This window comes from Neorhizobium sp. BT27B (assembly GCF_050455485.1).
In the GTDB taxonomy this organism is placed as follows: domain Bacteria; phylum Pseudomonadota; class Alphaproteobacteria; order Rhizobiales; family Rhizobiaceae; genus Neorhizobium.
In genome coordinates this window covers 66,211-78,321 of the sequence record NZ_JBCIYT010000011.1, presented here as the reverse complement: position 1 = coordinate 78,321, position 12,111 = coordinate 66,211, and the positions used below count along the sequence as shown (strand labels likewise).

The 12,111-nt window shown below is 57.9% G+C and carries 12 protein-coding genes; 10 read left to right on the top strand and 2 right to left on the bottom strand.

All coding sequences use genetic code 11. The annotated features are described in order from the left end of the window. Positions 1-205: 205 nt before the first annotated feature. The 5 genes from AAIH70_RS24295 (at position 206) to AAIH70_RS24275 (ending at position 4,895) form a co-directional block, all read left to right on the top strand. Positions 206-991: a FadR/GntR family transcriptional regulator gene (locus AAIH70_RS24295; RefSeq protein ID WP_324185318.1), complete on the top strand. Its 786-nt coding sequence runs from the start codon at positions 206-208 to the stop codon at positions 989-991. Positions 992-1,097: 106 nt separating this feature from the next. Further along, on the top strand, positions 1,098-2,078 hold the full coding sequence (locus AAIH70_RS24290) for an arabinose ABC transporter substrate-binding protein (RefSeq protein WP_430035986.1): 981 nt from the start codon (positions 1,098-1,100) through the stop codon (positions 2,076-2,078). Positions 2,079-2,163: 85 nt separating this feature from the next. Further along, positions 2,164-3,669, top strand: coding sequence for an L-arabinose ABC transporter ATP-binding protein AraG (gene araG / locus AAIH70_RS24285; protein ID WP_324185320.1), 1,506 nt, complete (start codon positions 2,164-2,166; stop codon positions 3,667-3,669). Between the two features lie 18 nt (positions 3,670-3,687). Beyond that, positions 3,688-4,644 carry an L-arabinose ABC transporter permease AraH gene (gene araH, locus AAIH70_RS24280; RefSeq protein WP_430035984.1) on the top strand — a complete coding sequence of 319 codons (957 nt, stop codon included), beginning with the start codon at positions 3,688-3,690 and terminating at the stop codon, positions 4,642-4,644. Next, complete coding sequence (locus AAIH70_RS24275; RefSeq protein ID WP_430035982.1) at positions 4,641-4,895, top strand: SMP-30/gluconolactonase/LRE family protein; 255 nt, start codon at positions 4,641-4,643, stop codon at positions 4,893-4,895. Before araH ends, AAIH70_RS24275 begins: the two co-directional genes overlap by 4 nt. 266 nt (positions 4,896-5,161) lie before the next feature. On the opposite strand, the gene AAIH70_RS24270 is transcribed toward AAIH70_RS24275, so the two are convergent. Both AAIH70_RS24270 and AAIH70_RS24265 read right to left on the bottom strand, forming a co-directional pair. Beyond that, positions 5,162-5,863, bottom strand: coding sequence for an IS6 family transposase (locus AAIH70_RS24270; protein ID WP_430035981.1), 702 nt, complete (start codon positions 5,861-5,863; stop codon positions 5,162-5,164). Positions 5,864-5,872: 9 nt separating this feature from the next. Next, the gene (locus AAIH70_RS24265) at positions 5,873-6,178 is read right to left on the bottom strand and encodes a hypothetical protein (RefSeq protein ID WP_430035979.1); all 306 of its coding nucleotides are present in this window, start codon (positions 6,176-6,178) and stop codon (positions 5,873-5,875) included. A 598-nt stretch (positions 6,179-6,776) separates the two neighbouring features. Here AAIH70_RS24265 and AAIH70_RS24260 point away from each other — a divergent pair. From AAIH70_RS24260 to AAIH70_RS24240, 5 genes are all read left to right on the top strand, one after another. Further along, on the top strand, positions 6,777-7,364 hold the full coding sequence (locus AAIH70_RS24260; RefSeq protein ID WP_153352742.1) for an ANTAR domain-containing response regulator: 588 nt from the start codon (positions 6,777-6,779) through the stop codon (positions 7,362-7,364). Between the two features lie 37 nt (positions 7,365-7,401). Further along, positions 7,402-8,691, top strand: coding sequence for a CmpA/NrtA family ABC transporter substrate-binding protein (locus AAIH70_RS24255; protein WP_430035977.1), 1,290 nt, complete (start codon positions 7,402-7,404; stop codon positions 8,689-8,691). A gap of 350 nt (positions 8,692-9,041) precedes the next feature. After that, on the top strand, positions 9,042-10,340 hold the full coding sequence (locus AAIH70_RS24250) for a CmpA/NrtA family ABC transporter substrate-binding protein (protein ID WP_430035975.1): 1,299 nt from the start codon (positions 9,042-9,044) through the stop codon (positions 10,338-10,340). Positions 10,341-10,403: 63 nt separating this feature from the next. Continuing rightward, positions 10,404-11,300, top strand: coding sequence for a nitrate ABC transporter permease (ntrB, locus tag AAIH70_RS24245; protein ID WP_430035973.1), 897 nt, complete (start codon positions 10,404-10,406; stop codon positions 11,298-11,300). Positions 11,301-11,311: 11 nt separating this feature from the next. After that, positions 11,312-12,109 carry an ABC transporter ATP-binding protein gene (locus AAIH70_RS24240; protein WP_430035971.1) on the top strand — a complete coding sequence of 266 codons (798 nt, stop codon included), beginning with the start codon at positions 11,312-11,314 and terminating at the stop codon, positions 12,107-12,109. Positions 12,110-12,111 lie beyond the last annotated feature (2 nt).

Below are 12,111 nucleotides of genomic sequence, written 5' to 3'. Positions count from 1 at the left end.
GATCCTCCCTCAACTGTCGGTTATGACCCTCGTCGCGCGCTCCACCGCTCGACAGAGACCAAACTAATATTCAGCTGATGAATGTCAACTTAAATACGATTTATTTTGGAATTTGATTGAGCCCGAAGGATGATTCATACTACCGTCACTTCAGGACTAAGACCCAAGACTTGGGTTCCATAAAACGCGACGCGAGGGACGAGAGATGAACAAGGGGTCGACGGCAAAAGTCCTTACCGAACATGGGGCGCCCATAGCCCAGCGCGGAAAGAGGACAGTCAGGGAAACATTGCTTCACTGTCTGGTGACGATGATCGTCTCGGGTGAATTTGCTGAAAACTCGACTTTGCCGAACGAAGCCGAGCTGACCGAAAAATTCGGCGTCAGCCGGACCAGCCTGCGTGAAGCGATGCAATATCTGTCCGCGCTCGGCATGGTGCGATCGCGGACACGCGCCGGAACGAACGTCTTGCCGCGCGAGAACTGGAACTATCTCGATCCAATCGTGCTCGACGTCATGCTGGCTGTTGGCGGTGACGATGCCTTCTACTCCTCGCTGATAGACGCCCGTCAGCTGCTGGAGCCGGCTGCAGCCGCGCAGGCCGCCGCCAACGCCAACGCTCGCCAACTCTATCAGATTTCCAAGGCTTTCGAGGATATGGTGGAAGCCAATTCCCGCGATACCGAGGATTGGAGCCGCGCTGATCTGGAATTCCACACGGCGATCATCAATGCCAGCGGCAACTGGGTCTATCGGCAATTTGCCAGCGCCATCCGTGCAGCCTTGCTCGCCAGTTTCCGGCTCACCAACCGCGCGAGCCAGAGCCACGAACAGGCGATCCTGACCCATCAGGATGTGCTGGAAGCCATTCGCATGCGCCGGCCAGACGCTGCCCGTCACGCCATGGAACAGTTGATCGGGGTGGCGCGAAGCGAGATGACCGACGCACTGCGCCGCGCCCGCAAGGTCGCGGAGCACGTTGAAAAGTGACAAACAGCGGATTAAAAATCATACATATATATTGACGCGTATGATATTTGATGGATAGTTGAGGGCACCGCGCGGAGGCACGCGGGCAAAGAGGGAGAGATTTTCCATGCGTTCATTGAAGGCAGTTTTAATGGTCGGCGCGCTGATCCTTAGCGCAGGCTCCGGTTGGGCAGCAGACGTCAAGATCGGCTTTGTAGTCAAGCAGGCGGAAGAGCCGTGGTTCCAGGATGAGTGGAAGTTTGCCGAGCAGGCTGCCAAGGAGAAGGGCTTCACGCTCGTCAAGATCGGCGCCGAAGACGGTGAGAAGGTTCAATCCGCGATCGACAACCTCGGCGCGCAGGGCGCGCAGGGCTTTATCGTCTGCGTTCCCGACGTGAAGCTCGGTCCCGGCATCGTCGCCAAGGCGATAGCGAACGACCTCAAGCTCATGACGGTCGACGATCGTCTTGTCGGAGCTGACGACAAGCCGCTGGAAGACGTGGTCCATATGGGCATCTCCGCCACCAAGATCGGAGAGACGGTTGGACAGGCTCTGGCAGCCGAGATCAAGGCGCGCGGTTGGGACATGAGTGAGGTCGGCGCGATCCGCTTGTCCTACGACCAGCTACCGACAGCTGTCGACCGCGTCGAAGGCGCAATCTCGGCGCTGAAGGCGGCAGGTTTCCCTGCAGCAAACATCTATGACGCGCCGCAGGCCAAGACCGACACCGAAGCAGCACTGAATGCGGCAACCACCGTTCTCAACAAACATGCCAACGTTAAGCACTGGATCGCTTTCGGCCTGAACGATGAGGCCGTGCTCGGCGCGGTGCGTGCGTCAGAATCCGTCGGAATCACGCCGGACAACGTGATCGGCATTGGCATCGGCGGCGCAGAATCGGCCATCAACGAGTTCAAGAAGCCGGCCGTGACCGGTTTCTTCGGAACCGTCATCATCTCCCCGAAACGTCACGGCTATGAGACCGCGATCAACATGTACGAATGGATCGCCAACGACAAGGAACCGCCGACGCTGACGCTGACCTCCGGTTCGCTGGCCTTGCGCGGAGATTATGAAACGGTCCGCAAGGATCTCGGCATCGAATAGTTGCCTCCCAAGTACTGACCATGCCGGCGCCGTCTGTGCGTCGGCATGGTTATTCAGCGGATGAGGTCCGGCAGATGGGGCGGTGATGACTTTTCTCAAATTCGACAGCATCTCGAAGGGTTATCCAGGCGTTCAGGCGCTGTCGGGCATATCCTTTGAGGTGGAAAAAGGCGCGGTTCATGGCTTGATGGGCGAAAACGGCGCCGGTAAATCCACGCTCATCCGTATTCTTTCCGGTGACCAGCACGCCGATACCGGAAGCATCAGCATAGACGGCCAGATCCAGGCCTTTGGTTCGGTCCGCGACGCATTCCGGGCCGGCGTCATCGTTATTCACCAGGAGCTTCAGCTGGTTCCCGAGCTGACGGTGGCGGAGAATCTCTGGTTGGGCCGGTTCCCCGGCAAGGCCGGCGTGATCGACACTCGCACACTCATGCGCACGGTCAAAGACAGGCTGGAAGACATCGGCATCGATGTCGATCCCGGCGCCAAGGTCTCATCTCTGTCGATCGGCGCCCGCCAGATGATCGAAATCGCGAAGGCCGTGATGCTCGAGGCGCGGGTCATTGCACTTGACGAACCGACCTCTTCGCTGTCCTCGCGCGAAAGCGAAGTCCTGTTTGCCCTGATCGAAAAGCTCAAGGCCAAGGGCACGATCATTCTTTACGTCTCGCACCGCTTGGAAGAGATTTTCCGGCTTTGCGACAGCCTTACCGTGCTGCGCGACGGCAAGGCTGTCGCTCACCATCCACGGATTGCCGAGACCAGTCGCGATCAGATTATCGCTGAAATGGTCGGTCGTGAGATCAGCAACATATGGGGATGGCGCGAACGTCCGCTCGGCGCGCCGCGGCTCGATGTCGCCAACCTCTCTGGTCCCAAACTGGCGACACCGATCAGCTTTTCGGTCCGGCAAGGCGAAATACTGGGCTTCTTCGGGCTGATCGGCGCAGGCCGAAGCGAAATGGCCCGGCTTCTTTATGGAGCCGACAACCGCCATAGAGGAATCGTCAATATCGACGGTGTGGCAGTTGCTCCCGGTAATCCGAAGGCGTCGATCAACGCGGGCATGGTCCTCTGCCCGGAAGACCGCAAGTTCGAGGGCATCATCCAGGGACGCTCGATCGAAGAGAATATCGCGGTTTCCTCCCGCCGGCATTTTTCGCCCTTCGGCATTCTGAGCTTGAAGAAAGAGGCTGAAGTCGCCGACCGGTTCATCGCCAAGCTGAGAGTACGCACGCCCTCGCGCAAACAGGACATCATCAATCTGTCAGGCGGCAACCAGCAAAAGGTCATCCTCGGGCGCTGGCTCTCCGAGCAAGGCGTCAAGGTCCTCGTCATCGACGAACCCACACGCGGCATCGATGTCGGCGCAAAATCCGAAATCTACGAAATCCTCTATGAACTGGCTGCCAGCGGTATGGCGATCATCGTCATCTCCAGCGAGCTGCCGGAAGTGATGGGGATTTCAGACCGGATTATCGTCATGTGCCAGGGACGCGTAGCAGCGGACATCGGACGCGAAGATTTCGACGAGCGGCGTATCTTGACCGCCGCCCTCCCCGACAAGAATGCCGCCGGCACGATCTAATTTCAGGAAACTACGTCAATGAATTCGTTGAAAAAGCTGCTTCTCGGCGACCAGGGCCTGGTGGTGATCTTTGCCGTCGCCTTCGTGATTGTCTCGATCTTCGTTCCCAACTTCCTGACAGAGCGCAACATGCTTGGCCTGCTGCAGTCGGTGGTTACGATCGGCATCGTCGCCTGTACGATGATGTTCTGCCTCGCATCGCGCGACTTCGACCTTTCGGTCGGCTCGACCGTTGCGTTTTCCGGCATGATCGCTGTCATGGTCTCCAATGCCTCCGGCTCGATCGTCCTCGGCCTACTCGCGGCACTTCTCGCCGGCAGCGTGGTCGGGCTGGTCAACGGTGTCGTCATCGCGAAATTTCGCATCAATGCGCTGATCACGACGCTCGCCACCATGCAGATCGTACGCGGCCTTGCCTTGATCGCGTCGGATGGCCGTGCCGTTGGCATAAATGATCCGGCATTCTACCAGCTGGCCTTGTCGCGGATCTTCACCATCCCGACGCCGATTTGGATCATGATCCTGCTGTTCCTCGTTTTCGGGTTCATTCTCAACCGGACCGTCTTCGGCAAGAATACTCTGGCAATCGGCGGCAACCCCGAAGCCTCGCGCCTGGCCGGTGTCAATGTCGTGCGCATGCGCATCTGGATCTTTGCGCTGCAAGGGCTGGTCTGCGCGATTGCCGGCATTCTTCTCGCTTCGCGCATCACCTCCGGCCAGCCAAATGCCGCGACCGGCCTTGAGCTTTCCGTCATTTCTGCCTGTGTGCTCGGTGGCGTTTCACTTGCCGGCGGACGGGCCGCGATGACCGGCGTGATCGTCGGCGTGCTGATCATGGGTATTGCCGAAAATGTTATGAATCTCCTTAATATCCAGGCCTTCTACCAATATGTCGTCCGCGGCCTGATCCTGCTTCTCGCCGTTCTTCTCGACAATCTGCGAACCACGGCCGCCGGCCGTGGCCGGGCTGCATGAATGAGATGAGTGCGCTGAAGCCCTCCCTCGAATGCGTTGTCGACTGCGCCAATATCCTGGGAGAAGTGCCCCTCTGGGATGTGGCGGAGCACGCCCTTTATTGGGTGGATATCGAGGGGAAGAAGCTTCAGCGCCTCACACCGGCCAGTGGTGAAGTCCGCGTGGCTGATCATTTTGCCGCCATCGATCTCGCGCATGTAGCAGTTTGTGAAGCTCTGAAAACTGGCTGTTCCCGCAGCCTTCCAATATAGGTGCATCGGCATTTACCTATCGCTGCTGCTATAAGCGGCATTACAACGGCGCACCAAACCGGCAGCGCGGTGCGCGTTGAAACGTCGTTGGAAAGGTATGGCATTTAGCCAAAATCCGGTTTGTCTGCCCTTCGTCATCTCAGCGCCTCATCAAGTTCCTGAATGCGTCCCGAACTCAAAGACGACTCCCCTGATCATATTTTTCAGGGGACCGGTGTTGTCACGTTAAGTTTCTCTGGGTGGAAAGGTCAGCGGCTCGTATATATTCAGGCGACACAGGCCGCAATTTTCCATGCATTGAAAGCTTCGAGCCGATGGTAGCGAATTGTTTGCGCGGCGCGGCGGCGGGACGGAACTGAAAAGCAATTGCGAGTCGCTGAGTGCATGGAGACGAACCGTTGCAACATGCCTGGTGATCGGTGGCCTTGCATGGTTCGTTCCCGTTTTCGAAACGGCAGATGGCTGTTCTCGGCCCGATTATTGAGGCCCTTGTGCGACCAATGGTCAAGGCCGGGTGCCACTTCGGCCTTTGCTGCACCGTAGGAGCGGAGCTTATCGGTGATGATCCGTTTTGGAGCAAAGCCATAGCGCTTCATTAACGCCACGAGCAGTCGCTTTGCCGCCCCTTTATCACGCCGCTTCTGCAATATCTCTTCGAGAACGGTGCCATGTTGATCCACCGCGCGCCAGAGCCAGAATTTCTCTCCAGCGCATTTGACGACGACTTCGTCCAGATACCAAATATCGCCGGGGCGCGCCTGCCGCCGCCGCAAGTTGCGTGCGATCTGGGGTCCGAACTTGGCGATCCAGCGGCGAACTGTCTCGTATGACACGTCGATGCCACGCTCGAGCAGCATTTCCTCAACTTCACGCAGACTAAGGTTGAACCCCAGATAAAGCCAGACCGCATGAGCAACGATCTGTGGCGGAAAACGGTGACGCTTGAAGCGGATATCTGTTGTCTGCATTGCCAAAATTTACGCCCAACCCGTCAGGCAGGCAACTGCAGCCCAGTTAGCGTGACAATACCGAGTTATTGCTTCCAGTTTGTCGAGGAGCGCCACCATTGCTGGCTGTTTAATGGCCGAGGAACGCACGAGGTCGCGCTGGAGCATTGGTCCCTTCCAAGACAAAAGCATGATCGGACCGATCAGAGACAGCGAAAGCCCGTACGGTCGAAGGGCCGCATCCACCAATCGGTTGAACACGCGGGCAGCGTGGTTGGCTAGATAGCCGGGAGCGACTGCTGCGTCCGGGTGGATATGGTCGTCCTGTTCTGGCATGGGTAATCCCTAAGCCATAGACGGTTAGGTTGCCAGCGCAAGTTGGTCGACGCAACGCCTCGCCAAATCGAAAAGTCATCGCTTCAGGCAGATCGAGGGGCCTTTCGTAGCGCCGCCGCTGCTCGCCTTGATGACAGTTGAACCAGCGACCCGCGTTTAAATGCCTATAGAACGAGCAAGCGCTTAGCGCTAGGCTGGTGCAGACTGGCCATTCACGTGGAGAACTAGCACTAGAACGGTTTGGCACACCTATTGCGTCTTCTCTGAGATAAAAGAGGGGACGAAATTGCAGCCGCACCTACTATTTATCTGCACTGCCATCGGCTTCAGTTGGTCAGGCTTCGTCCTGATCTTTTCAGGCGAACCGAGCATGCGTCCAACGTATGCGGTGCAGTCGACAATCGCGACAAGTATTTTTCTGGGCTCTCTTGGGTTCGCGTTTGCTGATCGCAGTATACTATTAGGCGGAACAATCACTTTTTGTGGAATGATAATCGCATTTTTGCTGCACCAGCGTCTTTCCTATGCTTGGTCAACCTTGATCGCTACTGCATGCTTTGCCGCGTATCTGAACGGCGCAATGTTGTAAAAGACGGCGATGGCAAAATCTGATCTTACAATTCTCGTTATAGATGAAAACGCCATCCGCGCCTCGATCATCGAGGAAGGCCTGAACGACGCCGGTCACCGCAATGTCACGGTCATTCATGAGGTCAATGGCGTTGCACGCATTATCGAGACGCAACAGCCTGACGTCATCATCATCGACATCGAAAATCCGAACCGGGATATGATGGAACATCTCTTCCAGCTGACCCGTACCGTCAGTCGCCCGATCGCAATGTTCGTGGATCGCTCCGACACCGCCTTGATCGAGTCGGCCATGGAGGCCGGCGTCTCCGCTTATGTCGTCGACGGCCTCAAGAAGGAGCGCGTCAAATCCATTCTCGACATGGCGGTCAGCCGCTTTAACGCCTTCAGCCGGCTGCGACGGGAACTGGCGGAAGCGAAATCCGCACTGGAAGAGCGCAAGGTCATCGAGCGCGCCAAAGGCATTCTCATGAAAATGCGCGGACTTTCGGAAGAAGACGCCTTCGCCCTGCTGCGCCAGACCGCCATGAATGAAAAGAAGAAGATATCCGAAATCGCCCAAAGCGTCGTGACGGCAGCAGGGCTGTTGATGTGAGGGGTTTAATCCGGAGCAGGATCCGGAGGAAACCGGAGTGAACATGATGACGACCGGCCAAACCGAAAACAAGTTAGCCGCCCCCAGCCGTGTGACAGGCGAAGGGCCGAAGACGCTGCGCGCAGGCTTCATTCCGCTCGTTGACGCGTCCGTTCTGATCGCAGCTGCAGAATTCGGTTTCGCAGCGAAGGAGGGATTGGCGATCGATCTGGTCAAGGATGTATCCTGGGCCAATGTGCGCGATCGGCTCGCCTTTCGCCAATTCGATATTGCCCATATGCTGTCGCCGATGCCGGTCGCTTCCATGCTCAGTCTCGGTTCCAATCCATCGCCGACGATAACGCCTTTCTCTCTGGGGCGTGGCGGAAACGCCATCACGCTTTCCACGCGACTGTTCGATCGTATGCGTCAGATCAGCGGCATCGCGGAGAATGCCAACGCGCTCGACAATGCCAATGCCCTGGCAAAAACACTGCAATGGATGAAGGAACGAGGAGAGCAGCTCCCGACCTTCGGGATGACCTACCCGTTCTCATCCCATAATTACGAATTCCGCTACTGGCTTGCCGCAGGCGGCATAGATCCCGACCACGATGTGCGTCTCGTCGTCGTCCCGCCACCGCTGACATCTGACGCGCTGGAAGCCGGCGCCATAGATGGTTTTTGCGTTGGAGCGCCGTGGAACATGGTCGCGTCTGAACGTGGCGTCGGCCGCATCGTCGCAGCCAAGCAGGATATCTGGCCGTCCGCGCCGGAAAAGGTCATCGCCATGCGACCCGAATGGGCGCAGGAACACGCAGATACGGTCTCACGCCTGATTGTTGCGCTCGATGCCGCGGCGCGCTGGTGCGATCGTCCGGAAAACCATGACGCACTTGCTGAGGCCCTGGCAGACCCACGCTATATCGCCGCTCCCGTATCGATCATCCGCCATGTGCTTGCAGGAGAATTCAGTCTCGACAACAAGGGCAACAGGCGCGTGATCCCCGATTACTTCCAGTTCCATCGCGACTTTGCCAACTATCCGAAACCTGGACACGCGCTCTGGATCTATAGCCAGATGCTGCGCTGGAACCAGACGAGCTTCAGCAGCGAAAATCTGCAGGCCGCCGCAAGTGCCTACCGCCCGGATCTTTATCGCGCGGCGCTGGGCACCGGGCCTGCAGGAGACGACATAACTGTCGAGGGGCGGTCTTTGGACAATCGCTTCATGGACGGTGTGGTTTTCGATCCTGATAATATCCGGACCTATGTAGAAAGCTTCCCGGTTCGCGGAGCGCAGTCACCTGCTCTCGAGAAGCCGCAAAGCGACGACAGCTTATCCTGAACTCCATATGTTATGTCTAATTCCTTTGCCCTGAATTCGGCAATCGCACAAAAGATGCGCAGAGAAGAATTGAGCAGCCGCTCCGTTGGAAATGGCCGCTGATAGATTTTTTTGAAGCAATTCAATCGCCTTTGCCTGAAAAATCAAAATGGCACGCTGATTGCTTCTTAGATCTCGCACCGGTCAACGGCGACCGCTGCAGATGAGCGCGCGATAGGCGCTCGCAAAAGACACCGACGTCGCAAGGTTTTTGCTGTCCGGATTTTCTTCCGGCAGACGCAAACTCCGAGCGGCGTTTTTTTGTGCCCGAAATCCAAGATCACGAACCGATAAAACCAAGGGGAACGCGCATGACCAAGATTTCGACACCGGGCTTCAGTCGTCGAACGCTTCTCAAAACCAGCGCCACGGCGGCACTGATTGCAGCAGTCAAGACAGCATTCCCGTCCGGCGCTTTTGCGGCAGCAGCCGGTCCCGAAACTCCGGGCGCCAAGCTGGGTTTCATTGCGCTCACCGATGCGGCACCGTTAATCATTGCCGCTGAAAAAGGCCTGTTTGCCAAACACGGCATGCCGGATGTCGAGGTCGGAAAACAGGCATCCTGGGGCGCGACACGCGACAATCTCGTACTCGGCGGCGCAGCAAATGGCATCGACGGCGCGCATATTCTTTCACCGATGCCGTATCTCATGCACACGGGCAAGGTGACGCAGAACAGCAAGCCGGTACCGATGGCGCTGATTGCCCGCCTCAACCTGGACAGTCAGGGCATTTCGGTTGCCAAGGAATATGCGGAGACCGGCGTTCAGCTCGACGCCTCCAAGCTGAAGGAAGCCTTTGCGAAAAAGAAAGCGGCGGGCAACGAGGTGAAGGTCGCCATGACCTTTCCCGGCGGCACGCATGACCTGTGGCTGCGCTACTGGCTTGCCGCCGGCGGCATCGATCCCAACACCGACGTTTCCACCATCGTCGTGCCGCCGCCGCAGATGGTTGCCAACATGAAGGTTGGGAACATGGACGCCTTCTGTGTCGGCGAGCCGTGGAACGAGCAACTCGTCAATCAGGGCATCGGCTTTACGGCCTGTACCACCGGTGAGCTCTGGAAGGGCCACCCGGAAAAGGCACTTGGCATGCGCGCCAACTGGGTTGAAAAAAACCCCAATGCCGCCAAGGCCATTCTGATGGCCGTCATGGAAGCGCAGCAATGGTGCGAAGACATGGCCAACAAGGAGGAGATGTCCAACCTGCTCGGCAAGCGGCAGTGGTTGAACGCGCCGGCCAAGGACGTGCTCGGCCGCCTGAAAGGCGACATCAACTACGGCAATGGCCGCGATGTGAAGGCGACCGGACTTCAAATGAAATTCTGGAAGGACGAAGCTTCCTACCCGTTCAAAAGCCACGACAGCTGGTTCATGGCAGAGAATATCCGTTGGGGCACGTTTGCTCCCGATACCGACATCAAGGCGATTGTCGATCAGGTCAACCGCGAAGACCTTTGGCGCGAGGCGGCAAAGGATCTGGGCGTGGCAGCGGCCGATATTCCGGCCACCAGTTCGCGCGGCAAGGAGACGTTCTTCGACGGTAAGGTTTTCGATCCGGAAGACCCGTCCGCATACCTCAATAGCCTGACCATCAAGGCCGCGAGCTGATTTCCCCACCTCCGGCGCGTGGAGACGCGCCGGCTTTTTATTCCCGTCTTATGGAGCGCGCCAATGTCCGCCCTGGCAAAAGAAGAGAAGCTTTCCCCGGTGATCCCAGCCGCCAAATCGCAAGCCAACGTCTTGCCGTTTTCCGGCAGGCAAGCTGCAAAATTCGATGCCGGACGCATCGCCGCAGCTGTAACAAGCAGCGTTCTGCCGCCCATTGTCGTGCTGGCAATGATGCTTGGCGTCTGGCAGGTCCTCTGTTCATCGCCCGATGCATCCCTACCCTCGCCTGTTCAGGTCTGGAGCGACGCCCGCGATCTGATCGTCGATCCGTTCTTCCACAATGGTTCGCAGGATATCGGCCTCGGCTGGCGGGTTCTCGTCTCGCTGGAGCGCGTCGCCTACGGCTTCGGCCTGGCGGCGATTGCTGGTGTGATCGTCGGTGCGATCATCGGCCAGTCCGTCTGGGCGATGCGCGGGCTTGATCCGATTTTTCAGGTGTTGCGCACCGTGCCGCCGCTTGCCTGGTTGCCGCTTTCGCTTGCCGCCTTCCAGAACGCTAACCCGTCGGCGATCTTCGTGATCTTCATCACCTCAATCTGGCCGATCATCATCAACACCGCTGTCGGCGTGCGCAACATTCCGCAGGATTACCGCAATGTTGCGCAGGTGCTGCGGCTCAACCAGTTCGAGTTCTTCTTCAAGATCATGCTGCCTTCGGCCGCACCTTACATCTTCACGGGCCTTCGCATCGGCGTCGGACTGTCATGGCTTGCCATCGTCGCCGCCGAAATGCTGACCGGCGGTGTCGGCATCGGCTTCTTCATCTGGGATGCGTGGAACTCCTCACGCCTCTCCGACATCATCGTCGCGCTCATTTACATCGGCATCGTTGGCTTCGCTCTCGACAAGCTGGTCGCAGCGCTTGGCCGGTTCATCACCCGTGGCGCAGCTGCGAATTAAGGAAAGCTTTTATGAAAGCCTATCTGAAACTCGACCAAATCGACAAGAATTTCGACCGCGGCGGGGTGTGCACCGAGGTTCTGAAGAACATCAACCTGACGATTTCCAAGGGCGAATTCGTGTCGATCATCGGCCATTCCGGCTGCGGAAAATCAACGCTGCTGAACCTGATCGCCGGGCTGACGCCGGTCTCCGCCGGTGCGGTACTTCTAGAAAACCATGAGGTCAACGCGCCGGGACCGGAACGCGCCGTCGTTTTCCAGAACCATTCGCTGCTGCCCTGGTTGACGGTTTACGAAAACGTCAACCTTGCTGTTGCCAAGGTTTTCGGTTCGACCAAGAGCAAGGCTGAGCGCCACCACTGGGTGATGGCCAATCTTGACCTCGTGCAGATGGCGCATGCCAAGGATAAAAGACCATCGGAAATTTCCGGCGGCATGAAACAGCGTGTCGGCATTGCCCGCGCACTGTCGATGGAACCCAAGATCCTGCTGCTCGATGAACCATTTGGCGCGCTCGATGCGCTGACCCGTGCGCATCTGCAGGACGCGGTGATGGAGATCCATGCTCGCCTCGCCAACACGATGGTAATGATCACGCATGACGTCGATGAGGCCGTGCTTTTGTCCGACCGCATCGTGATGATGACCAACGGCCCGGCCGCGCATATCGGCGAAGTGCTCGACGTGCCGATCGTGCGGCCGCGCAATCGCATCGAACTGGCTTCCGACCGCACCTATCTCAAATCCCGCGAGGCCGTGCTGAAGTTTCTTTACGAACGTCACCGCTTCATCGAAGCAGCGGAGTAACC

What these genes read in the sequence shown, in the direction of transcription:
- AAIH70_RS24275 (WP_430035982.1), top strand. Translation starts at nt 4,641, where the DNA reads ATGAATGAGATGAGTGCGCTGAAGCCCTCCCTCGAATGCGTTGTCGAC.
- AAIH70_RS24290 (WP_430035986.1), top strand. Translation starts at nt 1,098, where the DNA reads ATGCGTTCATTGAAGGCAGTTTTAATGGTCGGCGCGCTGATCCTTAGC.
- AAIH70_RS24265 (WP_430035979.1), bottom strand. Translation starts at nt 6,178, where the DNA reads ATGCCAGAACAGGACGACCATATCCACCCGGACGCAGCAGTCGCTCCC.
- AAIH70_RS24260 (WP_153352742.1), top strand. Translation starts at nt 6,777, where the DNA reads ATGGCAAAATCTGATCTTACAATTCTCGTTATAGATGAAAACGCCATC.
- araG (WP_324185320.1), top strand. Translation starts at nt 2,164, where the DNA reads ATGACTTTTCTCAAATTCGACAGCATCTCGAAGGGTTATCCAGGCGTT.
- AAIH70_RS24240 (WP_430035971.1), top strand. Translation starts at nt 11,312, where the DNA reads ATGAAAGCCTATCTGAAACTCGACCAAATCGACAAGAATTTCGACCGC.
- AAIH70_RS24270 (WP_430035981.1), bottom strand. Translation starts at nt 5,863, where the DNA reads ATGCAGACAACAGATATCCGCTTCAAGCGTCACCGTTTTCCGCCACAG.
- ntrB (WP_430035973.1), top strand. Translation starts at nt 10,404, where the DNA reads ATGTCCGCCCTGGCAAAAGAAGAGAAGCTTTCCCCGGTGATCCCAGCC.
- AAIH70_RS24295 (WP_324185318.1), top strand. Translation starts at nt 206, where the DNA reads ATGAACAAGGGGTCGACGGCAAAAGTCCTTACCGAACATGGGGCGCCC.
- AAIH70_RS24250 (WP_430035975.1), top strand. Translation starts at nt 9,042, where the DNA reads ATGACCAAGATTTCGACACCGGGCTTCAGTCGTCGAACGCTTCTCAAA.
- araH (WP_430035984.1), top strand. Translation starts at nt 3,688, where the DNA reads ATGAATTCGTTGAAAAAGCTGCTTCTCGGCGACCAGGGCCTGGTGGTG.